Source organism: Xanthomonas axonopodis pv. maculifoliigardeniae (assembly GCF_041519315.1).
GTDB lineage: Bacteria > Pseudomonadota > Gammaproteobacteria > Xanthomonadales > Xanthomonadaceae > Xanthomonas > Xanthomonas euvesicatoria.
The window spans coordinates 3,320,797-3,347,620 of record NZ_CP167998.1; the positions used below are offsets into that span (position 1 = coordinate 3,320,797).

General features: G+C 65.7%; 17 protein-coding genes. 5 read left to right on the forward strand and 12 right to left on the reverse strand.

Going from position 1 to position 26,824, the window contains the following annotated elements:
* Nucleotides 1-432 precede the first annotated feature (432 nt).
* The 8 genes from ACDH77_RS14400 to pdxH form a co-directional block, all read right to left on the reverse strand.
* Nucleotides 433-1,599, reverse strand: coding sequence for a glutathionylspermidine synthase family protein (locus ACDH77_RS14400; protein WP_109290838.1), 1,167 nt, complete (start codon nucleotides 1,597-1,599; stop codon nucleotides 433-435).
* Between the two features lies 1 nt (nucleotide 1,600).
* Nucleotides 1,601-2,173: a DUF1190 domain-containing protein gene (locus tag ACDH77_RS14405; RefSeq protein WP_008573065.1), complete on the reverse strand. Its 573-nt coding sequence runs from the start codon at nucleotides 2,171-2,173 to the stop codon at nucleotides 1,601-1,603.
* 12 nt (nucleotides 2,174-2,185) lie between these two features.
* On the reverse strand, nucleotides 2,186-2,590 hold the full coding sequence (locus tag ACDH77_RS14410) for a DUF350 domain-containing protein (RefSeq protein WP_003489536.1): 405 nt from the start codon (nucleotides 2,588-2,590) through the stop codon (nucleotides 2,186-2,188).
* Nucleotides 2,591-2,627: 37 nt separating this feature from the next.
* A complete protein-coding gene (locus ACDH77_RS14415; RefSeq protein ID WP_171309888.1) occupies nucleotides 2,628-3,305 on the reverse strand; it encodes a YjfK family protein in 678 nt (225 codons plus the stop codon).
* Nucleotides 3,302-4,384 carry a potassium channel family protein gene (locus ACDH77_RS14420; RefSeq protein WP_046931902.1) on the reverse strand — a complete coding sequence of 361 codons (1,083 nt, stop codon included), beginning with the start codon at nucleotides 4,382-4,384 and terminating at the stop codon, nucleotides 3,302-3,304. Before ACDH77_RS14420 ends, ACDH77_RS14415 begins: the two co-directional genes overlap by 4 nt.
* Nucleotides 4,385-4,409: 25 nt before the next feature.
* Complete coding sequence (locus tag ACDH77_RS14425) at nucleotides 4,410-5,183, reverse strand: PspA/IM30 family protein (protein ID WP_011348181.1); 774 nt, start codon at nucleotides 5,181-5,183, stop codon at nucleotides 4,410-4,412.
* A gap of 12 nt (nucleotides 5,184-5,195) precedes the next feature.
* Nucleotides 5,196-5,612: a YjfI family protein gene (locus tag ACDH77_RS14430; protein WP_041469747.1), complete on the reverse strand. Its 417-nt coding sequence runs from the start codon at nucleotides 5,610-5,612 to the stop codon at nucleotides 5,196-5,198.
* Nucleotides 5,613-5,791: 179 nt separating this feature from the next.
* The gene (gene pdxH / locus ACDH77_RS14435; RefSeq protein WP_008571714.1) at nucleotides 5,792-6,391 is read right to left on the reverse strand and encodes a pyridoxamine 5'-phosphate oxidase; all 600 of its coding nucleotides are present in this window, start codon (nucleotides 6,389-6,391) and stop codon (nucleotides 5,792-5,794) included.
* A 167-nt stretch (nucleotides 6,392-6,558) separates the two neighbouring features.
* Between pdxH and ACDH77_RS14440 the strand changes: the two genes are divergently transcribed.
* From ACDH77_RS14440 to mdtD, 5 genes are all read left to right on the forward strand, one after another.
* On the forward strand, nucleotides 6,559-7,101 hold the full coding sequence (locus tag ACDH77_RS14440) for a shikimate kinase (RefSeq protein ID WP_109290835.1): 543 nt from the start codon (nucleotides 6,559-6,561) through the stop codon (nucleotides 7,099-7,101).
* The gene (aroB, locus tag ACDH77_RS14445) at nucleotides 7,098-8,210 is read left to right on the forward strand and encodes a 3-dehydroquinate synthase (RefSeq protein ID WP_033478539.1); all 1,113 of its coding nucleotides are present in this window, start codon (nucleotides 7,098-7,100) and stop codon (nucleotides 8,208-8,210) included. The genes ACDH77_RS14440 and aroB overlap by 4 nt, the downstream gene beginning before the upstream one ends.
* Before the next feature lie 292 nt (nucleotides 8,211-8,502).
* Nucleotides 8,503-8,757 (forward strand): WGR domain-containing protein, encoded by a 255-nt coding sequence (locus tag ACDH77_RS14450; protein WP_014090725.1) that lies wholly within the window; start codon nucleotides 8,503-8,505, stop codon nucleotides 8,755-8,757.
* A gap of 14 nt (nucleotides 8,758-8,771) precedes the next feature.
* Nucleotides 8,772-9,836 (forward strand): uroporphyrinogen decarboxylase, encoded by a 1,065-nt coding sequence (gene hemE, locus ACDH77_RS14455; RefSeq protein WP_008571718.1) that lies wholly within the window; start codon nucleotides 8,772-8,774, stop codon nucleotides 9,834-9,836.
* Nucleotides 9,837-10,199: 363 nt separating this feature from the next.
* Complete coding sequence (mdtD, locus tag ACDH77_RS14460; RefSeq protein ID WP_218488506.1) at nucleotides 10,200-11,621, forward strand: multidrug transporter subunit MdtD; 1,422 nt, start codon at nucleotides 10,200-10,202, stop codon at nucleotides 11,619-11,621.
* A 34-nt stretch (nucleotides 11,622-11,655) separates the two neighbouring features.
* On the opposite strand, the gene ACDH77_RS14465 is transcribed toward mdtD, so the two are convergent.
* The 4 genes from ACDH77_RS14465 to ACDH77_RS14480 form a co-directional block, all read right to left on the reverse strand.
* Complete coding sequence (locus tag ACDH77_RS14465; RefSeq protein WP_218488505.1) at nucleotides 11,656-15,201, reverse strand: ATP-binding protein; 3,546 nt, start codon at nucleotides 15,199-15,201, stop codon at nucleotides 11,656-11,658.
* Nucleotides 15,202-15,594: 393 nt separating this feature from the next.
* Nucleotides 15,595-19,164, reverse strand: a complete 3,570-nt coding sequence (locus ACDH77_RS14470; protein WP_014090728.1) for a two-component regulator propeller domain-containing protein — start codon at nucleotides 19,162-19,164, stop codon at nucleotides 15,595-15,597.
* Between the two features lie 204 nt (nucleotides 19,165-19,368).
* On the reverse strand, nucleotides 19,369-22,896 hold the full coding sequence (locus tag ACDH77_RS14475; protein ID WP_218488532.1) for a hybrid sensor histidine kinase/response regulator: 3,528 nt from the start codon (nucleotides 22,894-22,896) through the stop codon (nucleotides 19,369-19,371).
* 301 nt (nucleotides 22,897-23,197) lie between these two features.
* Complete coding sequence (locus ACDH77_RS14480; RefSeq protein ID WP_109290825.1) at nucleotides 23,198-26,773, reverse strand: hybrid sensor histidine kinase/response regulator; 3,576 nt, start codon at nucleotides 26,771-26,773, stop codon at nucleotides 23,198-23,200.
* Nucleotides 26,774-26,824 lie beyond the last annotated feature (51 nt).

The window sequence follows — 26,824 nt, forward strand, 5'->3', positions numbered from 1 at the left end:
CACCACATGGAGAGGGTCGCTCGATGCCGGCCCGAGACCACAGCGTTAGCAGCGCCGACCACTTTGCCGATCCTGCCGGGATCGCATGGACCCGCACACGAAAAAAGCCCCCCTCGAACCGCTGGTCATTTTTTCGCCACCCATCTTGACAGCGTTGCAGGCCGGGGCCTGCACGCACTTGTCCACAGCCTTGTGCAACTTCCATCCACAGGGGATGTGGAAAAGATGCGTCGCCTTGCATGCGCCTGAGGCCTTGCGCGGCGCTGGCGCATCTGTCATGCGCGACCGGCGGAGCCAACGCGGTGGCGTTGTCGCCGCCGCCCCCCCCTGGGCATGCCTCCCCACACCCGTCTGCAGGTGTGCCGCAAAGGACGGCCTGCTCCAATTAGCGACACCGCCACTTCGCACTGGCGATGCACCCGCCGATACACATCAATCGGTGATGACGTGCGGCACGAAGCGCGAGGTGTCGCGGGTGATCGGGCCAGCGTCGTCGCGCATGCCCAATCCGGCAGGACGATCCGCCACAACCCAGCTGCCCACCAACGCATGGCGCCCGTCGAACACCGGCAGCGGGTGATGCGCCTGCAGAATCGCCGGGCCGTCCACGTACGGGCCATCGGTGTGCGCGGCCTCGCCTTGCGCCGTCACCAGCGCGATGTTGGCGCCCTCGCGCGACAGCAGCGGCTTGCGCACCCAGCCTGCGGTTGGTGCCTCACCGGCCTGCGCAAAGCGGGCAGGCAGCAGATTCGGATGACCCTGATGGCGGTCCCACAGCAGCGGCAGGATGCCCTTGTTGCTCAACACCGATTTCCATGCCGGCTCGATCAGGCGCACCCGGTCGGCGATCAATGCCGGCCCGAAGCGTTCTTCCATCATGAATTCCAGCGGATACAGCTTGAACAGCGTGTGGATCACCCGGTCCTGTTCGTCGGTGAACCAGCCCTCGGCACTCAGGCCGATGTCTTCGATGGCCACTTCCTCGGTGCTGATGCCCACCTGGTGCGCACAGTCGCGCAGGTAACGCACGGTGGCGCGATCCTCCAGCGAATCGCGCACCGCCGCAAAATGCATCTGCGCGCCGATCGCGCCATCCACGGCCAGCGCGCCTAGGGTTTCGCACAGCAGGTCCTGGATCAGGTTGTACTGATCGGTTCCCTTGGGCAGCGCACCGCTGGCGATCTGCTGTTCCAGCCACAGCCACTGGAAGTAGGCCGATTCGTAAAGCGATGTTGGCGTGTCGTAATTGAGTTCGTACAGCTTGGCCGGGCCATCGCCCGAATACGCCAGGTCCATGCGGCCATACAGATGCGGGTCGCGCCCTTTCCAGGAGTTGGCGATCCAGTCCCAGTAGAACGCCGGGATGGCCAGCTGGGTCATCAGCGCTTCCGAGCCCACCACCTCGTCCACCAGCTGCATCGCCATGTCGTGCAACTCTTGCGTGGGCGCTTCGATGTCATCTTCGATCTGACGCAGCGAAAACGCGTAGTAGGCGCTTTCGTCCCAATACGGTTCGCCGTCGATGGTGTGGAAGTGAAAGCCCAGCGATTCGGCCTGCGTGCGCCAGTCCGCGCGTTCGGGGATCAGGATGCGTTGCATGTCAGCCGCCGAAGCCCGAGCTGCGCCCGCCGCTGCCGAACGAACTGCGCGCCGCCGCGCTGGAACCGAAGCCCGAACGCGACACGGTGATGGCGCGCGTGGGCATGTCGATGGCGCCGCTGCGCCCACGCACCGTGCCAATGCGGTTGCTGGCCAGATCGCCGTTGGGCTTGTAGTAACCGCCGCTACGGTAATCGCGGTACAGCGGAATCGAGCCGCCATAGCGGTAACCGCCGCCGCTCATATTGCCCAGCGCATAGCCCAGCAAAAAACCGCCCATCGGCGGGATCCAGCTCTGCTGCCCCTGCGGATTGGTGATCGCCGTGCAGCTGCCGAACTGTTCATCGCACTCGTAGCGCGTGGTGAAGCGCGGCGCGGCCTGCTGATGCTTGGCCACCGCCTCGTCGTAGGCCTTGAGGCATTGCTGGATATCGGACTGTTCCTGCTTGATCTGGTAACAGTCCGACGCCGATTGCAGCACCACACCGGTCTCCGGCTCCGAGCCGCAGCCGGTGACGAAGGCGGCCGGCAGCGCAGCCATCAGGGTGAGTTTGAGATTGCGTGATCGCTTCATGCCCGCGCTCCGTTACGGCGTGATCGCGGCGGCATTGATCAGCCCCACCGCGATCGACACGCCGGCCGAAAAGATACCGGCGGCGGTGATGTTGTCGGTGATCTGCCGCGAGATGCGCCCAGCCACCAGATTGGCCAGCAGGTAGGCCACCACCTGGATGCCGCAGGCCACCAGGCCCCAGATCAGGGCGTCGATCAGGCTCACCGAGTGGGTGATGGCCGAGTGCAGCGGCAGCGCCACGCCGATCAGGTTGCCGGCCAGCGCGGTGGCCGCTGCCACATTGCCCTGCCGCAGCAAGGTGAAATCCTTATGCGGGGTGACCAGGGTCACCAGCACCACCGAGACGATCAGCACACCCAGGCCGGTACCGAAATAGGAAAGAAACGCGAGAAAACTCTGCAGATTGATCGGATTCATGACAGGACCAAGGTGGGTGGAAGACGCGCGGGCGCGCTCAGGTGATATCCAGATCGGCAACGGTGACATCGATACCGACCGCATAGGTGACGCAGAATTCGTTGGGGCCGGAATCTTCGCCGGTCACCAGCAGGAATTCTTCGCGCTGCAGCTCCGGCACATCGCGGCTGTAGAGCATGGCGTAATGGGTCAGATCGCCATCGCGGCGCGGCGGCTGGTAGCGGTACAGCACTTCGTCGTAGGCGATCGGCGGAATCCGTGACGCGTCATCGGTGGATTGCGTTGCGCGCTGCCACTGTCTGCCGGCGTACTCGATCTGCGCCGCGCCCAGGTGCGGGTGCTGCATCACGAACTCCTGAAACGCCTGCTTGCTGGGCGGGTTCACCGTTTCGCAATACACGAAGGCCTTCATCGCTTCCAGATCGCCCCCCACGGTGGTGACCTGCAGGAACGCATCGTCGTCCAGGTAGAAGCGATGCAGCGCATAGCCATCGCCCAGATTGACGTGACCGTAGCAGGGAATGCCCTGGTGCCCGCCCGGCAACTCGGCGGTCATGGCCTCCGGCGCCATGCGGTACAGGGTGGTGTCGATCTCCACCTGACCACCGACACGCAGCCCCAGGGGCAGCGCGTGACCGATCGCGCCACTTCCGGAAGTGGGCAGCGGCGGCGGTTGCGGTTGACCGAACAACTTGCTGAAAAAACTCATCGTCAGACACCTTGTGGCGATGGGGGAAGGGAAGCTGCCTCGCTGCGCATGGCCTGCCAGGCGATGGCGTGCGCCGGCACGCGCTGCTCGGACAGGTAATACAGCATGGCACCGGCGGCGACGGCGGTGCGTGCTGGCGGGTTCAAGCGCAACGCGCCGTCGGGCGCGCGCAGGCCCAGCAGCAATGCGCCACGCTGGCCAAAATCGGCCGCAAGCCGGCTGTAATCCAGCGGTTGCACATTCGCAGGCACAACAAGACTGAACTGGGTGGGACCATCGTCCACCGACAGCAGCTCGGCGGTGAGCGCCGCACTGCCCGGATCCTGCGCCGCACGTGCCAGGATCTCGGCGGTCATCGGCCGCGTGCACTCGATGGCCGGGTAATGGCAGTTGACCAATCGGGCCGCGCTGGCCGAATCGAAGTGCGCCACGACATGCGCGGCCGGCGCATGCGCCATCAACGCGAACACCGCCGCCAGGGTCTGGTCGTCGGAGGGCGGGTTGACGATCACCCGCGCCGCGCCGGCAATGCCGGCACGCAGGTACACCTCGGTGTGCGTGTACGACTCGGCGGCGATGAAGCGCATGTGGTCGGGCATCGGATTTTCCGCCACGCCCTCGGCGATCAGCACCACGCCTTCGTCATCGGTGGCGGTGTCGGACAGCAGCAATTCCAGCAGGCGCGTGGAGGCGGCGCCCTGCCAGCCGATCAGAATGGTGTGCCCGCGCAGGTCTGCATAGGCCATCTTGCCCATGTGGTGGCGCCTCCAGAAAGTGATGAGCACGCCGCTGGTCTTGGCCAGCACCGTGGCGAACAACGCCACCGCGCCCGGCATCAACACGAACGCGGCGATATAGCGCCCGGCCACCGAACCCGGCGACAGGTCGCCGTAGCCGATGGTGGTGGCAGTGGTCATGTAGTAGTACGGAAATGCGTCCAGGCCGACGAGCTTGTGCTCGCCGGCCCACAGCAGCAGCAACCAGCTCAGCCCCATGTGCGCCAGCAGTGCCAGCGCCACCATGCCCCAGCTGACGCGGCGCACGTGGCGCCGCAGGACCCGCAACAGCCGTCCAACGATGATCATGGCGCATCCTGTGCCGTGCGATGGATCAGCTGTCGCTGCGCGGAACCTGCTGCACGTCGCGCACCTGGCCAATCAGCGGCGCGGTGCCGCCGGCGTTCTCGTGACCCAGCTGCGCGGCCGGCTTCTTGAAGCGTGCCAGCACCGCAGCGGCGTTGGATTCGCCTTCCATCAGGCCGGCCGCAGCCAGGCGCCGATTGAGATCGCCATCGCCGGTGGACGCTTCGAGTTCTTCGGCCGATTCGATGCGCGCCGAGGTTTCGGCCTGGCGCGCCTTGATGCGCTCCAGCGATTCCAGCGCCGAGCCCATCTTGCTGCTGGCGCCGGAGTGGCGCGCGGCAATGGCGGCCTGCGCCTTCTGCACCGCGTCGGTGGCCTTGACCGTATCGATCTGCTGGCGCATGCCGCGCAGCTGGTTCTCGGTCTTCTGGATGGTGGCCTTGAGCGTCACCACCGACTGGTCCAGCGCGGTCTTGGAGGCCTTGTCGCCGGCATCCTCGCTTTCCAGGGCGGCCAGCTTGACCGCCACATCGTGTGCCAGCGCTTCATCGTTCTTGGCCAGCGCGCCTTCGATGTAGCGCGTGTATTCGGCCATCTTGCCGGCGCGTGCGTCGATCTTCTGCTGGGCCAGCTTGCTCTGCGCCATCAGCTTGGTGAGCTCTTCGCGCGAGCGCGTGAGCTGGGCGCCGGCATCGCGCATTTCCTGATCCAGGATGCGCAGCGCATTGGCGTCGACGGCCTTCTGGCCGGTTTCGTGTGCGGTACCACGCAGCAGCGTGATCAGCTTGGAAAAGATACTCATGACAACACGCCTTTAGGAAAAGAACGGCTTGAGAGATTCGGCGGCATCCAACGTATTGGCCGCCAGGGTCTGGATTTCTTCGTCGATCTGGTCGAGCGTCGAGGACGCCGACAGTTCGCCAAACACCACGTAACGGTCCTTGCCGTCGACCTGGACCAGGCCCAGGTTGGACAAGGGGTTGAGCGGATTCAGGCGCAGGCAGGCGTCGTTGAAGGCGGCGCGGTCGTTGACGTGCTCGGCATGGGCCAGCAGCGTGGACACGAAAACCTGCGAGCCGGAAGCGGCAACCTGGATCTGCATGTCGCCGTGGTCGGCCAGGGTGAGATTGATGGCCGGCTCCAGGCCGTCGATCAGTTCGACCTGGATTGACTGGCCACGGTAGCGCTCGGCCAGCAGGCCGTGCAATTCGACGGTGGTGTACTGCGTCATACGATGTCCTGTCCTTTGGTCATGCCGTGGTGGTGATGCAGCGAATGTCCTGCAGCGACCGGACATACTACAGACTGCCCGTGACCGGCAGAAAGGGCCGGAAGTCAGCTGGTCAGGCGCGCGGCAGGCGAGCAAACCGCCCGTTCAGCTGGCTTGTCGCCCCCTGCCGGGCGGCTGCCTCACGGATACAGCATCCGCTTGCTCCAATGGCTGGCCGCGTCGGCCTCGTAGCGCCAGCGCTCGTGCAGGCGGAACTTGGCGCCGTACCAAAACTCGAACGCCTGCGGCACCACCCGGAACCCGCCCCAACCATCCGGGCGCGGCACCTCGCGCCCTTCGAACGTCGCTTCGACCTTGGCAATGGCCGCATCGAACTCTTCGCGCGAACCCAGCGTCTGCGACTGCCGCGAGGCCCACGCGCCGATCTGGCTCATGCGCGGGCGCGAGGCGAAGTACGCATCGGATTCGTCCGCGCTCACCAGCTGCACGCCGCCTTCGATGCGCACCTGGATGCCGGCTTCGCGCAGGCTGCGCCATAGGAACAGCAGCGCCGCCTGCGGGTGGGTCTGCAGGTCGCGGCCCTTTGCGCTGTCCAGATGGGTGTAGAACACGAACCCGCGCGCGTCGAAGGCCTTGAGCAACACGGTGCGCGCGCTCGGCCGGCCATCCACGTTGGCGGTGGCCACGGTCATCGCGCTGGCTTCGGGTTCGGCGCTGTTCTGCGCCTCGGCATACAGCGCGGCGAAGGTGGCAAGAGCTTCTGCGTACAGATCGGTCATGACGGTGCGTGGCAGCCAGATGGACGCCTATTGTGGGCGCATCGCCCGCGCTTCGCCTATGCACCGCGATCCAATCGCCGAAACGGCGCGGGTTGGCGGGATTGGAGACGGCAATTGCGCCGTGCCATCGGCCCGGCCCGATGGCGTGAATGCTACGATCCCTGCGCATGAACCCCGCACCCAATCTCGTGATGGTCGGCCCGATGGGCGCCGGAAAAAGCTGCATCGGCCGTCGCCTGGCCGAGCGCTTCGGGCTGGAATTCGTCGATGTGGACCAGGCCATCGTCGACCAGGTGGGCAGCAGCATCCCGGCCATCTTCGAGCAGCATGGCGAAGCCAGGTTTCGGCAGTACGAGGCCCAGACCCTGCAGGCGCTGCTGGAACAGGACAACAAACTGATTTCCACCGGCGGCGGCGCCGTGCTGGATCCGCGCAACCGCGAGCGCATCTGCGCGCGTGGCTTCGTGGTGTACCTGCATGTCAGCGTGCCGGCGCAACTGACGCGGCTGGCGCGCGATCGCAATCGCCCGCTGCTGCAACGTGCCGACCGCGAGCAGGTGCTGCATGCGATGGCCGCGCACCGCACGCCGCTCTACCGCCAGGTCGCCGATCTCAGCCTGGAAACCGATCATCTTTCCCCCGCCGAGGCCACCGCGCAGCTGGTGCTGCGCCTGGCCGCGCAATGGCGCATGTCGAGTACCCCCGCATGACACTTCCCCGTTCCTCGCGCAGCGTCGATGTCGACGGTGCGCAGCCTTACACCATCACCATCGCCCCGGGCCTGCTGGCCGACGGCGCGCGCCTGGCCGGCCATGTGCGTGGCCGCCACGCGCTGCTGCTCAGCGACTCGCAGGTGGCTCCGCATTACGCGGCCGGCGTACGCACCGCCTTGTTGAACGCGCGGCCGGACCTGCAGGTCGGCGAGCTGGTCATTGCCGCCGGCGAAGCCTCCAAAACCTTGGAGACCTTTGGCTCTGCGATCACCGCGCTGGCCGAACTCGGTGCCACCCGCGACGCCTGCGTGTTCGCGCTGGGCGGCGGCGTGGTCGGCGACCTGGCCGGCTTTGCGGCAGCGTGCTGGATGCGCGGCGTGGACTGCGTGCAGCTGCCCACCAGCCTGCTGGCGATGGTGGATTCATCGGTCGGCGGCAAGACCGCAGTGGACATCCCGCAGGGCAAGAACCTGGTCGGCGCCTTCCATCCGCCGCGTGCGGTGATCGCCGACACCGACACCTTGCGCACGCTACCGCCGCGCGAACTGCGCGCCGGCCTGGCCGAGGTGATCAAGTACGGCGCCATCCGCGACCCGCTGTTCTTCCAGTGGCTGCACGCCGAGCGCCGCGCCCTGCTCGATGGCGATGCAGCGGCGCTGGCGCAGGCCATCGCCCGCAGCTGCGAGCACAAGGCCGAGATCGTGGCGCGCGACCCGCTGGAAAAAGGCGAGCGCGCCCTGCTCAACCTGGGCCACACCTTCGGTCACGCCATCGAAACCGAGCAAGGCTACGGCGCGCCCGGCAACGACAACCTCAACCATGGCGAGGCCGTCGCAGTGGGCATGGTGCTGGCGGCGCGCCTGTCGGCCGCGCTGGGCATGAGCGATGCCCAGGACACCGAGGCCTTGCGCACGCTGCTGCACGACTTCGATCTGCCCACCGAGATCCCGCCCGGCCTGACCCCTCAGGCCCTGCTCGCACGCATGCGCCTGGACAAGAAAAACATCGCCGGCCGCCTGCGCCTGGTGTTGTGGCGCGGCATCGGCAAGGCCGAGATCGTGCCGGATGTGGAAGAGGCAGCGGTGCTGGAGATCCTGGCGGGATAAGGCCAGCCGGCCGAAGGCACGGAACGCTGGACGCCGGCACCCAGCTGCCGTCGATCGCCACGACGCTCACTCTTTGTAGGAGCGTCCCCGGCGCGATGGGGCCTTCCCGACAATCCCTACCGCGCCCAGGTGCGCTCCTACGCACTGCCTGCCGCCGTCTGCACGGCGGTCGGAACCTCGCGCAGGAGCGCACCGGCAAGCGTGGACGCCCAACGACGCTCCCGGCGCAACCAGAACACCCGGACGCGCCACTGCTCTCAGCCTTCAGCAGCGCCCGGCTACAATCGGCCGCATGCGCATCCTTCTACAACACGATCCCGGCGGTAACGCGCCGCTCCGCTACGTCCAGCTGACCCTGCAACCGGATCTGTTCGGTGGCTGGGAACTGCTGCGCGAAACCGGCGAGATCGGCGGACGCACGCAACTGCGACGCGACCAGTACCTGCAACAGGAGGAAGCGGACCGCGCCTTCGACAAGGCGCGCGACACCCAACTCAAACGCGGTTTCCAACTCATCACCGGCGGCGCCGACGACGCGCCGCGCTGAGGACATACTTTCCCATGCTCAAGAACGATCGTCTGCTGCGCGCGCTCAACCGTCAGCCCGTGGACCGCACCCCTGTGTGGTTGATGCGCCAGGCCGGCCGCTATTTGCCGGAGTACCGCGCCACCCGCGCGCGTGCCGGCAGTTTCCTGGGCATGGCCAAGAATCCGGACATCGCCTGCGAAGTGACCCTGCAGCCGCTGCAGCGCTTCCCGCTGGATGCGGCCATCCTGTTCTCCGACATCCTCACCATCCCCGATGCGATGGGCCTGGAGCTGTACTTTGTCGAAGGCGAAGGCCCCAAGTTCCGCCACCCGGTGCGCGATGCCGCCGCAATCCACCGCCTGGGCGTGCCGGACATGGAAACCGAGCTGCGCTACGTGATGGATGCGGTGCGGGTGATCCGCCGCGAACTGGATGGTTCGGTACCCTTGATCGGTTTCTCCGGCAGCCCGTGGACGCTGGCCTGCTACATGATCGAAGGCGGCGGCAGCAAGGAATACGCACGCATCAAGGCCATGGCCTTCAACGCGCCAGAGCTGCTGCATCACCTGCTCGGCACCGTCACCGACGCGGTGATCGCCTACCTGGCCGCCCAGCGCGCGGCAGGCGCGCAGGCGCTGCAGGTATTCGACACCTGGGGCGGCGTGCTCTCGCCGGCGATGTACCGCGAATTCTCGCTGCCCTACCTGACCCGCATCGCGCGTGAACTGGAGCGCGGCACCGGGGCCGAGCGCACCCCGCTGGTGCTGTTCGGCAAGGGCAACGGCGCCTACGTGGCGGATCTGGCCGCCAGCGGCGCCGAAGCCGTGGGCGTGGACTGGACCATCTCGCTGGCTGACGCCGCTCAACGGGCGGGCGGCCGCGTTGCCCTGCAGGGCAATCTCGACCCGGCCACGCTGTACGGCTCGCCCGACGCGATCCGTAGCGAAGTCGCCAAGACCCTGGACAGCTACGCCCAAGGCAATGGCGGCTCACGCGAAGGGCACGTCTTCAACCTCGGCCATGGCATGTCGCCGGATATGAATCCCGAGCACGTGGGTGTGCTGGTGGACGCGGTGCAGAGCCTGAGCAAGCGCTAAGCCGCCGCGGCGAGCGGACCGGGTCGCACGGACCCGGCCCGTGCCAGTGCCAGTTCCCGCGTGCATGTAGGCACTGCCGAGCCAGCTAGTTCGCAACTGAACCGACCCACTGGCTCTGCGCGTTCACTCCGCCGCCAGATATATCGGTGCCGGACGCGTTGTGTCATGAAACGCGTCGCGCGATTCACTCCTGCACCCAAACCGCCAATGCGATGACGCGATCTGCCTGAACGTGCAGCGGGGGGCCTTACGCGTGCACGCGGCGCAGGCTGCCAACGCAGGCATTCCCGGGAGTCGCACACAGCGTTCCGTGCCGTGCACAGCAGGGAGACGATAATGCAGCGTTCCCCCGGCCAAGCCCCCATGTCTCAGCCCGTCCCCACCTTGCGCGCCTACGCCACCATCAAGCCGCTGCTGTGGCTGGTGTCGCTGGCCATCTTCATGCAGATGCTGGATGCGACCATCGTCAACACGGCGTTGCCGTCGATGGCGCGCAGCCTGCGCGAAAGCCCGCTGCAGATGCAGTCGGTGGTCTTCAGTTATGCGCTGGCAGTGGCGATGTTCATCCCTGCCTCGGGCTGGATCGCGGACCGCTTCGGTACGCGGCGCACCTTCCTCGCCGCGATCATCGTGTTCACCTTGGGCTCGCTGCTGTGCGCGGCAGCCCAGCACCTGCCGCAGTTGGTGGCCGCACGCGTGGTGCAAGGCATCGGCGGCGCGATGCTGCTGCCGGTCGGGCGGCTGGCGGTGCTCAAGACGGTGGCACGCGCAGACTTCCTGCGCGCGATGAGCTTTATCGCCATTCCCGCCCTGATCGGCCCGCTGATCGGCCCCACCCTGGGCGGCTGGCTGGTCGAAGTCGCCTCGTGGCACTGGGTGTTCCTGATCAACCTGCCGATCGGGGTGCTCGGGTTTATTGCCGCGCTGAAGATCATGCCCGACCACTATGGCGATGCACGCAGGCGCTTCGATCTGGTCGGCTACCTGATGCTGGCGTTCGGCATGGTGGCCTTGTCGCTGGCGCTGGATGGCATCTCGGAACTCGGCCTGCGTCATGCGTTCGTGATGTTGCTGGCCATCGGCGGACTGGCTGCACTGGCCGGCTACTGGCTGCATGCGGGCAACACCGCCAACGCGCTGTTTCCGCTGGCGCTGTTCAAGGTGGCGAGCTACCGCATCGGCATTTTGGGCAACTTGTTCGCGCGCGTGGGCAGCGGCTCGATGCCATTCTTGATCCCGTTGCTGTTGCAGGTGGGCCTGGGCATGAGCCCGATGAATGCCGGGCTGATGATGGTGCCGGTGGCACTGGCCGGTATGGCCGCCAAACGCGCGGCGGTCAAGCTGGTGGGGCGCTTCGGCTACCGGCGCGTGCTGATGCTCAACACCGTGTTGGTCGGCGTGGCCATGGCCAGCTTTGCGCTCATCGATATCGGCCAGCCGCTGTGGCTGCGCCTGGTGCAACTGGCCTGCTTTGGCGCGGTGAATTCACTGCAGTTTACGGTCATGAACACCGTGACCCTGCGCGATCTGGACCGCGACCAGGCCAGCCCCGGCAACAGTCTGCTGTCGATGGTGATGATGTTGGCCACCGGTTTCGGCGCTGCGGCAGCGGGCAGCCTGTTGGCGGCATTCAATACCCATCTGGGCGATACGCATGGCGCTACCGCCGCCTTGCATGCCACCTTCCTGTGTGTGGGCGGCATCACCTTGTCGTCGACGTTGATCTTCTGGCAGCTGGCCGAGACGCGCCCCCACCCCAAGGAAGTGGAAGCGATTGCCGAGTAGGTGCTGCGCTGGCGCACTGTCACTTCCGCCGCGGCTACGCCCCATCGCGCGCGCGGGCATGCCGCAACGCCTCGGCGATGGTATTGGCCAACATCTCGCCGGTGAGCGGCTTGCGCAGGAAACGGTCGAAGCCCGCTTCCTGCGCGTTCGGTTCGGCGGCTTCATCGGAGCGTGCGGTCACTGCGATCAACGGCATCTCGTAGCCGAAGACGCGCAACTGCCGCGCCAACGCAAAACCATCCAGCCCGGGCAGGTCCAGATCCAGCAATGCCAGATCGAACGTGTTGTCGGCCGCTTCGGTCAACGCCGCCAGCCCGTGCGGCGCATGCACCACCGAGTGCCCCTGCGCGCGCAGCAGGCCGATGATGACCTCGGCGATGGTCGGGTCGTCTTCCACCAGCAGGATGCGCTGCGGCTCGACGGGGCTGGCGGCATGTGCCACCTCGCCGTCCAGCGTTGCATCCGACGCCACCCAGCGCAGCGGCAGATCCACCACAAAGCGCGTCCCGGCGCCGAGCCGGCTGATCACCTCGATATGCCCACCCATCGCCATCGCCAGCTCCTGACAGATGGCCAGGCCCAGGCCACTGCCGCCATAACGTGAGGTGGTCTTGGCACCGTCGCCCTGCTCGAAGCGCTGGAACAAGCGCGCCTTCTGTTCGGCATTGATGCCCGGGCCCGTGTCGGCCACTTCGAAGCGCAGGCCTTGATAGGAACCGAGCGTGGTCAGCTTCAGCGCGACCACGCCGCGCTCGGTGAATTTGATCGCGTTATTGAGCAGGTTGAGCAGGATCTGCCGGATACGGGTTGAATCGCCGCTGGCGGTGATGTCGCCCAGCAGCCCGATCTCCAGGCTGAAACGCAACCCGCGCTCTTGCGCCAATGGCGCCATCAGCGCTTCGACTTCGGCCACGAGCTGACGCACCGAAAATGGCTGGAAATCCAGTTCAAGCCGGCCCGATTCGATGCGCGCCAGATCCAGCGCATCGTTGACCAGCCGCAACAGATGCGCACCCGCACGACGGATCGACTCGGTGTAGCTGCGCTGCGTGGCGTCCTGCGTGGTCTTGAGCAGCAATTCGCTCATGCCCAACACACCCGTCATCGGCGTGCGCACTTCATGGCCCAGCGTCGCCAGAAACCGGGTCTTGGCCAAGGACGCCTGTTCGGCCAGCTCCTGTTTGTGCACGGCCAGCTGCCAGGCATTCAGGCGCCGCAGCCGACGGCGATACAACAAGATGGCCGCGGCGATCACGCACACGCTCAGCACCGCCAACAGGCCCAGACCCCACGGTGACAGCCACCACGGCGGCAATACCTGGAAACGGACGATCTGGCTGGCCGACCAGATGCCATCTGCCGTGCGCCCCTGCACTTCCAGCGTGTAATGCCCGGAGGGCAGGCGCGAAAATAGGCGTTCGCCGGTGGAGCCCACGTCGATCCAGTCCGGATCGTAGCCACTGAGGCGGAAGCGGTAACTGGTGGATTCGGGATTGGTGAACGTGGGCATCCGCGCCACGATATGCAGGTCGCGATCGCCGTCTTGCACCTGCAGCGGCGCCTTGCCGGTGACATCCAGTTCGCGCTCGCCGCGTCGCAGGCTGACACGTTCGATCAACAGCTGCGGTCGGCGCAGATTCGGACGCATCGTGGCCGGATCGAACACCACGATGCCATCGGATGTGCCGCCCAGGATCTGCCCCGTGCTTGCCTGCACCAGCGTGGCCACCTGCATGGGCGAACTGGGAAGTCCGTCGTGCACGTCGTACACACGCACCAGCTTGCTGCCGGGGTCGACCCGGATCAGCCCACGATGACTGGAGACCCAGGCCACGCCACCGGCATCGATCACCAGGCCGGTCGGCGAGACCATCGGAAATTCCTGGTCCTTTCCCACCGTATCCAGATGCGTGAGCTGCTTGCCGTCCCAGAGATAGCGCCGCAATTGTCCGGCCAATCCGATCCAGACGATGCCACCATCTCCCTGGCGAAACACATAGGTTGGCAGGGACGGCGCGCCGCGTACCGGAACGAACTGGTCGGCAAGCGGATCCCATCGCCACAGCCCGGCATTGTTGCTCAGCCAGATCTGCCCATCCGGCCCGATCCGCATATCCAGGACAGTCAGCGCCTTCAGCCCGTGGCTTCCGTAGTCGAGCGTCCTGAGCAGTTGGCCCTCGCTGCTCCACAGCTGCACCCCGTGCGTCAGCAGCGCCACCCAGATGCGACCCTGTGCATCTTCGGCCATCCTGCCAGGCCTGCCGACATCTTCGAGATCGGCTGCGGAATCCTGGTGCCCGAGCAGTGGCCAACGCCTGGCCTCGCCCGTCTTCGGGTTGTACCGAACCAGCCGTTCCTGCACGCCGATCCAGACCATTCCCTGCCTGCTTTCGATGACCGTATCGGGAATGCGTTCCGGATCGACCGGAGCCAGGCGTGGCTCCACGCGGCCGGTGACGGGATCGAAATGCTCAAGCGTTCCACGCGTGCCGACCAGCCAGATGCCGCCGGTGACCGAAGGCGCTGTGGCAACAACCGAGGGATTGGCGAGCGAGTGCGGATCATCTGCGCGATGCGAAAACAACGCGAAGGTGTCCCAGCGCGGAGGCAGGTGCCACAACCCGCCCTCCAGGCTGGCGAACCACAGACCTCCTTCGCGGTCCTGGTAGGCGGTGATCCAGTTCCGGTTGACCAGACCGTGCGCTGAAAAACTGTAGACCGGCACGCGTTCGACGCCACCGTCGCTGGAACTCATGCCCAGGCCGGTGGCGGTATCCAGCCAGTAGCGCCCGAGCCGGTCACGGAGCAGGACGCCCCGGACCTGCGCGGTGTCCTTACCGCTTTGCCAGCGGCGGGCCACGGGCCGCCCGACCGTGTTGAACTGGACGGGGTTGCCGTCGAAATCGGCAACCCAGAGCACCTTGCCGTCGGGCTCCTTGTACATTCGGTTGACCGACTGGGACGGGCCCGGAAGCGGCACGCGCTCCAGGCGCCGACCATCCCAGTGCACAAGCCCGCCCCAGGTGCCGATCCACAGGCCGCCGTCGGGCGCGACTTCCAGACCAACGATATTGTCGGACGGCAAGCTAGCGGCATCGCCCGCCTTGGCAGAAAAGTGCTGCATGCGCCCGTCGGGGCGATAACGATAGAGGCCCTGCTTGGCGGTGCCGATCCAGATATCCCCGTCCAGCGTTTGTGCCAACGACCACAGGGTGGCATCGCGCAATTCCGGGAACCGCGGATCTTCCAGTCGTTTGAACGTGCGCGTGTTCGCTTCCAGATAGCCGACGCCGCCGTCCTCGAAGCCCATCCACACCCGATCGTTGGCATCGACACAGATGGTCCAGACCACGTTGCTGGTCAGGCCATCTTCCATCCGCCAGATCCGGTAGTTGCGGCCATCGAATCTGGCCAGGCCGTCATCGCTGGCAAGCCACAGATATCCCTGTCTGTCCTCGGCCAACTGATTGATCGTGTCCGACGGCAGCCCGTCGGCGATCGTCAGCTGGATAGGCACCGGTGTTGCAGGCGTCCGCGCCTGCACCGGAAACACTGCCAGACACAGGCATACCCAGAGCACAGCGAGCAGCCGATGGGGCAAGCAGGATAGAAAGCGCACCGGATCAACTTCACGACAAGTCGGCGCATAGTGCGGGCCACGCGCGGTGCGGGCAAGCGCGCTCTGCCCGTTGCGCGCACGCGCTCAGGCTGCAAGGCGCCCGCGCGGCAGCGTCATTGGTCAGTCCGTTGCACGTTGCAGGGCTTGCGAAAAGCGGGCCCGACAATTCTTTCCGCCGACACTTGCTTGCGACGCAACCGCTTGCCGCGCCCCGGGTGGCAGGGCACCTGCAGCGCCCTTCCGCCTGGCCAGACCATCGCGACCCGCATCGCTGTTCGAGCGGCCCAAGAGCGGACGAACACGCCGCGTGATACTTGGATGCCTGCTCCGGTGACAGAGCATCCGCAGCGCTTGTCAGCGCTTGCTGCGTAACGCTTCGGCAATGGTGGCGGCCAGCATGTCGCCAGTGAGCGGCTTGCGTAGGAAGCTGTCGAAGCCGGCTTCCTGCGCGCTTGGTTCGGCGACCTCGTCGGCGCGTGCAGTCACGGCGATCAACGGCATGTCGTAGCCGAAGACGCGCAACTGCCGCGCCAGCGCAAAACCATCCAGCCCGGGCAGGTCCAGATCCAGCAATGCCAGATCGAACGTGTTGTCGGCCGCTTCGGTCAGCGCCGCCAGGCCATGCGGGGCATGCACGACCGAATGCCCTTGCGCTTGCAGCAGGCCGACGATGACCTCGGCGATGGTCGGGTCGTCTTCCACCAGCAGGATGCGCTGCGGTTCGATAGCCGTCTCGGCATGCGCGGTCTCGCCACCGAGCGCGGCGTTGGAAGCCACCCAGCGCAGCGGCAGATCCACCACGAAGCGCGTCCCCGCACCGAGTCGGCTGATCACCTCGATCTGCCCGCCCATGGCGATTGCCAGCTCCTGGCAGATCGCCAAGCCCAGACCACTGCCGCCGTAGCGCGAGGTGGTTCTGGCACCATCACCCTGCTCGAAGCGCTGGAACAGCCGCGCTTTCTGTTCGGCGTTGATGCCCGGCCCCGTGTCGGCCACTTCAAAGCGCAGGCCTTGATAGGAACCCAGCGTGGTCAACTTCAACCCGACCACGCCGCGCTCGGTGAATTTGATCGCGTTATTGAGCAGGTTGAGCAGGATCTGCCGGATGCGGGTGCAATCGCCACTGGCAGTGATATCGCCGAGCAGCCCGATCTCCAGGCTGAAGCGCAGGCCACGCTCCTGCGCCAGCGGCGCCATCAACGCCTCCACTTCGGCCACCAGCTGACGCACCGAAAACGGCTCCACATCCAGCTCCAGCCGCCCGGATTCGATGCGCGCAAGATCCAGCGCATCGTTGACCAGCCGCAACAAATGCGCGCCTGCGCGGCGGATCGACTCGGTGTAACTGCGCTGTTTGAGATCCAGCGAGGTCTTGAGCAGCAGCTCACTCATGCCCAAGACGCCCGTCATCGGCGTACGCACTTCGTGGCCCAGGGTCGCCAAAAAACGCGTCTTGGCCAGGGACGCCTGCTCGGCCACTTCCTGTTTGTGCACCGCAAGCTGCCAGGCATTCAAGCGACGCAACCGACGGCGGTACAACAAGATCGCTGCAGCAATCACGCACACGGTCAGCAGGGCCAGCAGGCTCAAGCCCCACGGCGACAGCCACCATGGCGGCAACACCTGAAAACGCAAGGTCTGGCTCGCCGACCAGATCCCGTCTGCAGTGCGCCCCTGCACTTCCAGCGTGTAACGGCCTGAAGGCAGACGCGAAAACAGGCGCTCGCCACTGGGCCCGACATCGATCCAGTCCGGGTCGTAGCCGCTCAGGCGGAAGCGGTAGCTGTTGGATTCGGAGTCGGCGAAGCTGAGCAGGCGGGCGACGATATGCAAGTCGCGATCGCCGTCCTGCATGACCAAAGGCGTGACATGACTCAGATCCAGCCCGCTCTCGCCGCGACGTAGCCCCACACGTTCGATCACCAACGGCACCCGATGATCATTCGGCTTGAGTTCGGCAGGATCGAAGATCACCAGCCCATCCGGCGTCGCGCCGACGATCATGCCCTTGGACGATTGCACCAAAGAACGCGCAACGAATTGCGGATTGGGCAGGCCGTCATGAACTCCGAACACGCGCACGCCCCGCGTGGCCGGGTCAACGCGAATCAGGCCACGCATACTGGACATCCAGGCAACACCGTCGTGGTCGATCACCAGTCCCTGTGGCGCAAGCGCAGGGAAGTTCTGCTCGGGGCCCACTGTATCTAGATGTTGCAGGGTGCCGTTCTTCCACAAATAGCGGCGGAGCTTCCCTAGCCCGGCAAACCAGGCGATCTGGTTGTCGCTGAAGCGAAAAGTGAAGATAGGTTCGTCGGGTGCGCCGGCAATGCGCTCGAAGCGCGCAACCGACGCGTTCCAGCGCTGCAGACCACGATTACTGGCCAGCCAGAGCGCTCCGTCCGGCCCAGCCTGCAGGTCGTAAACCACCAGATCTGCTGCAAGGCCGTGGGTCCCGCGCAACATGGTGCGCAGCAAGCGACCTTGTTCGTCCCGCTCTTGTAGCCCAAGCGTGGCATGGACCCAGATGTGACCATCGGCGGTCTGCTGCAGCGCTTCCAAGGAAGCGTCCAGTGTCGCGTCCTGTGCAGCCGCGTCCGAGCCGCTTGCTGCAGCCTTCCAGTGCTGCACCTGGCCAGTAGCGGGATCAAAGCGCACCAGCTCGGCAAACTGCCCGACCCAGACGTTACCCTTGCGATCCTCCAGCACGCTATTGGACCAGCTGGCAGACCCCAGGGTGGGCAATACACGCTCGATTTTGCCGGTGGCAGGATCTACGCGTTCGAGCACGCCCGAGGTGCCCACCAACCACATCCGACCATCGCGCGATTTTGCAGTGCCCTGGATCGCCAGGTTGCCACCTTGGCCACCGTCGTCCATGTAGTTGAAAACAACCGCGAAACGATGCCAATTCGAGGGGAGATGCCAGAGCCCGCCGTTGGGGCTGGCAAACCATACACCGCCCTCGCGATCCTGATATGCCGATTCCCAGTTGGGACGGATGCGCCCGTGCGCAGACAGACTGTACAGGGGGACATTGCGCACCTCCGCACCAGTCGTATGGCCTAGGCCGGCCAGAGTGTCCAGCCAATAGCTGCCGTCCTGGTCGCGCAACAACACGCCCAATACCGGATATTCTGCAGGTGCCTGCCAACGGTGCGGACTGAGATGACCACTTGGATCGCGCCGAAACAGCTTGTCGTCGCTGGTCCCGATCCAGATGCTGCCATCGGCATCGGCAGTTAGCCGGGTGATGATCTGTGCGGTGCCATCCGGAAATGCCTGCCGCTCGAAGTCATTACCCGTCCAATGCGCAGCACCATCGGCGGTCCCGATCCATAGTGTGCCGCGGGTATCGACATCGAGCCGATAGATCGCGTTGTCGGGCAAGCTGCGCGGATCGTCGGCACGATGTGCGAAATGCTCCAGCGAACCATCCGGCCGCAGCCGGTATAGCCCACTCATTTCAGTGCCGAACCATATGCTGCCGTCGTCGGTAGACTTGATGTTCCAGATCGCAGCGCCGCGAAGTTCCGGATAGCGCGCACCATCATAGAAAGTGAATTGATGGCGTGCGGGGTCCAGCATCGCAAGGCCTGCCATGCCGGTCCCGATCCAGACCCGGTTGCGCTTGTCGACGTGAACCGCCCAGATCTGGTTGTCGCGCAAACCGTCTTCGATGCGCCAGATACGGAAGTTTCGCCCGTCGTAACGCGCTAACCCATCGCTGCTGGCCAGCCACAAATATCCATTGGCATCCTCATCGAAGCCGTACACCACGTTGGATGGCAGCCCGTCGGCCACGGTCAGCTGCCGCGGCTGCGGCAGTACCGGCACGCCGGCCAGCGTAAGACTCGGCCAGCCTGACACGACGGCCAGGCAAAGCAGTAATAGAGCCCGCGTCATCAAGGCTTTCAGCGGCATGCGACGACTGGGGTGTTGTGGTGGTAGCAGCATGCGCTCGCGTGTCCTTTGCACGCATAGTGCGGACCTTGCCTGATGCTGGCAACACACAGAAGCGCGCCAACGGTGATCGTTACAGCAGGCAGGCATCGTACGGCCGTCTTTACGCGATGCGATGCCCGATGAGCACCGGCATCGTCAACGCATCGGGGCCGTGCACCCACGCTAGGTCGTGGCCTGCATGCCGGCGGCTGCGCGCGCAGCCGTCATCGCTTCCACCAGCAGATCGGCAGTGACCGGTTTGCGCAGGAATCCGTCGAAACCTGCGGCCTTGGCCTGGGTCTGCGCGGCGCTGTCAGCGCGTGCTGTGACTGCCAGCAGCGGGAAGCGATGGCCAAGCTGGCGCAGCTGCGATGCCAGGGCAAAGCCGTCCAGCCCGGGGAGGTCCAGATCCAGCAGCGCGATGTCGAACCTGCCATCCACCGTTTCCGACAATGCAGCCAGCCCATGCGCGGCATGCACCACGCGGTGACCTCGATTGGTCAACAAGCCGCTGATCACCTCCGCCACGGTCGGGTCGTCTTCCACCAGCAGGATGCGCAGCGGCTCGCCTGCAGGCACCTGCACCTGGCCGGTGGCGATACGTGTGCCGGAGCGGTCGATCGGCAAGGGCAGATCCACGGTGAACTGGGTGCCGACGCCAAGCCGGCTGCGCACGCGGATTCGGCCCTTCATCGCCACGGTGAGTTCCTGGCAGATCGCCAGCCCAAGCCCGCTGCCGCCGTAGCGCGAACTGGTGCGCGCGCCCTCGCCTTGTTCGAAGCGCTGGAACAGTCGCTTCTGCTGTTCCGACCCGATGCCAGGACCCGTATCGCGCACCTTGAAGCGCAGGGCATCGCCGTGCTGGCTGACGGTGAGCGACACCTCGCCGCGTTCGGCAAACTTGATCGCATTGCCCAGCAGGTTGATCAGGATCTGACGCACCCGCGTTGCATCGCCCACGACCACCACATGCGGGGGAAGCTGATTGCGGTACTCCAAGCGCAGGCCGCGCGCGTCAGCGATGGGATGCATGAAATCGGCCAGTTCCTGGGTGAGCTGCGCGGGATCGAAGGGCTGCTGTACCAACTCCAGCTTGCCGGCCTCGATGCGTGCCAGATCCAGTGCATCGTTGACCAAGCGCAGCAGATGCGTGCCGGCCTTGCGGATCGCATCGACATACCCGCGCTGCTTGGCATTCAGCGGCGTGGCCAGCAGCAACTCGCTCATGCCCAGCACGCCGGTCATGGGTGTACGCACTTCGTGGCCAAGCGTCGCCAGGAAATGCGATTTGGCGATCGATGCCTGCTCGGCCAGCTGTTGCCGCTGCTGTGTCAGCACCCACTCCTGCTGCCGCCGCACGCGCTTTCGCCAGGCCCAAACACTTAAGTACAGCAGCAGCATGCAGAGCGCTGCCGCCGCCAATTGCGCGGCCGTGCTCAACCACCACGGCGGCCGCACCTCCAGTTGCAACACCGGCGCAGCGACCCAATCGCCATCGCCGGCACGCGCCTGGACTTCGATGCGGTAGTCGCCAGGCGGCAATCGCGAGATCACGCGCTCGCCGCTGGCACCCTGCTCCACCCAGCGTTCGTCGTAGCCATTGACACGGTAGCGGTAATGCGCGGAGGCCGGATCGACAAACGACAACAGCCGTGCGCTGATGCGCAGATCGCGATCGCGCGCCTGCAGGATCACCGGCGCGTTGTGGGCAACCGTCTGCGGGCGCTCGGCATCGTTGCGCCGCACCTGCACCGATTCGATCACCAGGCGGGCCAGCGGCGCAGGCGCAAATGGCCGCGACGGATCGAACAACACGATGCCGCTGGTCGTCAGCGCCAGCACCTGGCCGTTGGGACCAATCGCCGGCGGACGCATCGAAAACTCGCTATCTGGCAGGCCGTCGCGTGGACCGAACCGGCGGACCTGCGGCTGGCCGCGCTTGTAAGCGAACAGGCCCCGCGAGGTGGTGGCCCAGACCGTGTCGTCGCCGCCCAGCGCCAGGCCGCGTATCTCGGTAGGAGGCAGGCCGTGTTCGTGCCCGACCCGCTCCAGCAGGCGCGCCTGCCGCCCGTCCCAGCCGTAGCGTTCCAGCGCACCGGAACGCCCAACCCAGAACTCGCGCGGCGACACGAAGGCCAGCGCATAGACTTCATGGTCGGCGTCCTCGATCACTGCGCGAAAGCGTTCGCCCTGCCAGACCCACACACCATCCCCGGCTGCGACCCAGGCGGTGCCATCCGGCCGCACCGTCAGTTGCTGCACCATGCCGCCGACTTCACTGAGATCGGTGCCGAAGCGGAACGTGGCCAGCAGCCGTCCATCCGCGGCACGTCGCTGTACGCCACCTTCCACGATCGAAACCCAGAATTCGCCATCGATGCCGGGTGTCATCAGTTCCACCCGATGCGTTTCGGAAACACCGATCTGCATTGCGAGCTTCTGCTGCTGGCCGGTCGCCGGGGTATAGCGCGTCACGCCATCGCGCAGCGCGATCCACAAACTGCCGCCGCCGGCCGGCAGCACCGACTGCACGGTGCCGCCGCCCAATGCGTCGCTATGCAGGACCGGCACCAGCTCACCGTCATTGCCGAGCCGGTAGACGCCTTCGCCGGTCGTCACCAGAAAGCTGTCGCCATCGGCCGCAGCGTTGACCAGATACAGGCTCTCCAGCGGCTTGCCCTGGGTCTGGAAAATGGTGGAGAACCGCCGCCAGTCCGGCGGCAAATACGCCACGCCCTGCGAAATCAGTCCGAGCCATAGCCCGCCCTGCCGGTCCTGCATCACATCGAGCACGCCGCTATGTGCGGTGAGGAAGCCGCTGCCGCGATCGCCTTCCATCAGGCGCAGCGCGGTTTCTCCCGGCGCCACCCGGAAAAATCCGTCGGCTGCACCAATCCAGTAGCCACCGTGCACATCGTGTACCACGGTCGCGGCACGCAGGGCATCGGCCCCGCTCCAGGACGCACGTTCCAGCGCACCAGCAGGCGTCACCCTGTACACGCCATTGCTGGTCCCGACCCACACCGTACCGTCGGCATCCTTGCTGAGCTTGAAAACCGTCGTGCTCAGTCGGTCTGGCGCGATGCGCACGAAGCGCTCGCCGTCGCGCATCACCAACCCGCTGTCGGTGCCGATCCATAGCCGGCCGCGCGCATCGGTCAGCAGGCTCATGATGGTGTTGCTGGGCAGTCCATCCGCCGCATCCGGTGTGGCACGGAACGCCGTCACCCGACCATTTTCTTCGCGCCGGCACAGCCCGGCACTGCTGGTTCCTACCCAGATCGCATCTTGTGCCTGGGCCAGTGCCCAGACCTGCCCATCGCATGCGCTGCCAACGTCGGGAAATGTCGTAAACGCCGAGCGCGCCGCATCCAGCATGCTCGGTGGCGAGCCGTTGATGCCAACCCATATCCGGTCGCGATCATCGACGAACAGCGTTTCCACTTCGTTGCCCGGAATCGAACTGGCGACATGCGGATCGTGCTGCCATACCTGCAAACCGATGCCGTCATAGCGCGCAAGGCCATCGCTGGTCGCCGCCCAGACATAGCCTTGCCGATCCTGGGCCAAGGCCAGCACCATGCGCGAAGGCAGGCCTTCGGCACTACCGAAGCGGCGCATGCGCGGGGTCTCGATCTGATTCACCGCCGCCGCATCCAGCCCGCTCAACAGCAAGAGCACGGCCAGCACCGACATCAGCACGTTCTTCATCGTCATCCGTGTCCCCATCGCCGCGTGTGCGCCCGGCGTTCCTTGTTGGGACTGCACTTTACCCGCTACGCCGCAGTTCTTGGTCCCAGGAACTGGCTCGCTCCCTGGCCGAGTTGCCGTTCTGCTGCCCGCTGCGACTGACCCGGCATGCGACCAAATGCTTGGCCGGCCAGTGCAGCAGGTATCTGCTGCGCATGGCACTGGTCGTGGCGAACGCACTGCCGGTTTGCTGTCTGCCATGGAACCAAGACAGCGCCGGCGCGAGGCTGCTGTCGCGTCCTCGCCTGGCTTGCACCTGGACCTACGCGTCGCCGGCCTCGCGATCGCGCTGGCCATCATCGACATCGGCAAGCACCCGCGCCAAGGCCTGCGCCAGCAAATCGCCCGTGACCGGTTTGCGCAGAAAGCCATTGCAGCCGGCGGCCATCGCCTGCGGTTCGGCATCCGTGTCGGCACGTGCGGTCACGGCCACGATCGGGAAGCGCACACCGCGCGCGCGCAACTGCGCCACCAGCGCCGCACCATCGAGGCCGGGAAGATCCAGATCGCACAATCCCGCATCGAAACTGCGCGTGCTCACCTCTGCCAGCGCGGCAAGACCATGCAGCACATGCGTGACGTGATGCCCACGCGTCTGCAGCAGGCCCACGATCACCTGCGCCACGGTCGCATCGTCCTCGACCAGCAGCAGCTGCAACGGCGCTTGCTCACGCAGCGACGGAGCGCGCACTGCAGGCGGCGTGACCGCAGGCAACGTGGACACCCAGTGCAACGGCAGCTCGACCACAAAACACGCGCCCTGCCCCAATTCACTGGTGACCGTCACCGCGCCGCCCATCGCCGCGGCAAGTTCGCGGCAGATCGCCAGCCCCAGCCCACTGCCGCCGTGCCGTGCCAGCGTGAGCGCGCCTTCGGCCTGTTCAAACCGCTGGAACAGCCGTCCGCGCTGCTCGGCGCTCATGCCCGGCCCGGTGTCGCGCACTTCCACGCGCAGACCCTGCCGGGTGTACTGCGGCAATGTGGTAAGGCGCAGGTGCACGCTACCGCGCTCGGTGAACTTGACCGCATTGAACAGCAGATTCAGCAGGATCTGCTGCACGCGACTGGCATCGCCATGCAATGCCGGCGGCAATGCCTCGTCGAGCTCGCACTGGAAGGCCAGCTGCTTCTGCTCGGCACTCGGGCGCACCAGTTCCACCACCTGGCCGACCAACTGGCGCAGATCGAAATCGCGGTAATCCAGCGGCAATTTGCCCGCTTCGATCCGGGCCAGATCCAGTGCATCGTTGACCAGACGCAGCAGGTGCTTGCCGGCCAGCTGGATCGCGCTTGCATAGCCTTGCTGACGGCCATCCAATGGGGTCTGCAGCAGCAACTCGCTCATGCCCAGCACACCGGTCATCGGCGTGCGCACCTCGTGACCCAACGTTGCCAGAAAGCGCGTCTTGGCCAGCGATGCCTGCTCGGCCAACTCGCGCTTGTGTTGCGCCAGCTGCCACTGCGCGCGCATGCGGATACGTCGCCGATATGCGGCGGCCAGCAAGGCGCTCAACAGCAATCCAGAAAACCCAATCGCCGCAATCCCGATCTCGCTACGCCACCAGGGCGGCCTGACCGAAAATTGCAGCGAACGCACCTGCGAGCGATTGCCCAGCGGGTCGATGCCCTGCAGCGCAAGCGCGTAGTTGCCGGCAGGCAGGCTGGCGAATTCACGGATGCCGGTGTTGCCTATGGTCTGCCAGTCCGTATCGAAGCCTTTCAGGAAGCTGCGATACCGATTGGACAGCGGGTCGCTGTACGACAGCAGGCGGCTGACGATCTGCAGCTGGCGGTCCTCCGGGCCCAGCTGGAACGGGCGGTCCATCGGCAAGGCGATGCGTGCGCCATTGCGCAGCACGCTGACGTGTTCCAGCTGCAGTGCCGGCACGAACGGGGCAACATCCGGCATTGCGGTATCCAGCAGCACGGTAGAGCCATCGCTGGTTGCCCCGATCAAGGTGTCGCCCGAAGTCAACAGGCAATGCTGGATGAACTCCTGACTGGTGAGGCCATCGCGCGTGCCGATATTGCGGACCCGTGCCGGATTCACCGAGGGATCGATCCGCCAAAGCCCGCGCAGACTGGAAATCCAGACACGCCCACGCGGGTCGATCTGCATGGCAGAGGCATCGAACCCACTCAGTCCATCCGCTTCGCCTACCTGACGCACGCGCTTCCAGCCGGCGGCGCGCTTTTGCCACTGCTCTGCACCGGAGGCGCGATATACCCAAAGTGTGTCCGCAGACTGGCTGGCGAATGCCTGGATCGGCGTCCCCTCAAGCCCTGCCACCGGCACGAAGCGGCCTGTCGCGTCGTCCCATGCGAACATGCCGCCCTCGCCGGCCACCCAGACGCGTCCGTCGGGGCCCTGGTCCAGTTGTTGGATGTCGATCGCGCGTAGGCCATGCAGGTCTTGTTGGGTCATCCGCTGCAAGACCTTGCCGGTGCGTAGATCGCGCTGCTGCACCATGTCGATGAAGGCCATCCAGACGGTGTCGCCATGCTCCATGATCCATTCCGGCGCCGACAACGCCGATGACGGCTCGGGCCCATCGGACGGCCAGTGCACGAAGTCACCGGTACGCAGGTCCATCCGCGAAAGGCCAAAGGTCAAATTCCCCAGCCACACCCGTTGCAGGCGATCTTCCAATGCCGACACCAACTCCATCCCTTTGAGCTGCGGCGACTGCAGGCCTGTCTGGAACGAATCGCCGGTGCTCGGATCCACGCGCAACAGACGCCCCTGCGCATCGACCTGCCATAAGCCCCCTGAGCGCTTGGCAGGCGCCAGGTTGCAATAGATCGCATCGCCCATCGGCACCGCGGGCTTGAGCACGGCACTGCGTTTCCAGTCGGCTGGCAGATACCCGAGCCCGGTGCCATGCATGGGCACCCACAGGCCGCCATCGGCCGCCCCCATCAAGCCGATCACGTTACGACGCGACAGCGGCCCCTCCCCGCTCAGGGCGGGCACCGGTGGACGCTCTCCGCGCGTGCGCCAAAGACCACGTCCGCTGCCCAGCCAGAATTCGCCATCCGGCGTCGCGACTGCGCCCCAGAACTCATTACCGTTGCCGAACATCGTTGACCAGGCAAGCGGCTGCCAGCGACCGTCGGCGCGCAGCACGTGCAATCCCGACTCGCTTCCCAGCCACAAACGGTCCCCGGCCCACTGCAAACCGAAGATGGCCGCTTCCCGGTTTGGCTCGTCCGCGACGTATTGGCGGTGCAGTTGCGTGCCGTCGTAATAGGCCAGGCCATTGCTGGTGCCGATCCACAGGCGGTGCTGGTTGTCCACCGCCAGGTTCATGACCATGGCGTGATCCAGCGCGCCTTCGATCCCGCCCAGGTTCACCGACGACATCCCTCCGTCGGCACCGATGCGCACCAGCGCACCGGTGGTCGTGCCGGCCCAGATGCCGCCATCGAATGCGGCGATGCTGAAGATCTCGCCGTCCTTCAGCAATGGATAGTCTGCAGCGCGATAGTGAACAAAGCGCCTGCGGCCGGCATCCAGCACGCTCAGCGTCTTGCCGCAGCCCACCCAGACCCGGTCCAGCGCATCGATATGCAATGCCTGCACCGCGTTGCAGGGCAACGACCCAGGGTCGGCCGGATCGTGCCGCCAGGTCCTGAAGCCCGCGCCGTCGTACCGCACCAGACCGTCGAGCGTTCCAAGCCATAGATAGCCGGCGCGATCCTGGCTGATGGCAACCACCATCGTCGAAGGCAATCCTTCGCTGGGTCCCACGATCCGAAAGCGTGGCACTTCCGGAATCTTTGCCGCGCACGGCCAGATCGCCAACAGCACGGCCAGCACCACGATGAGTACACGCATGGGGGAATCCTTTCCTCGTCCAGCCGGCATGCTCGCAACGGATCGTTGCGA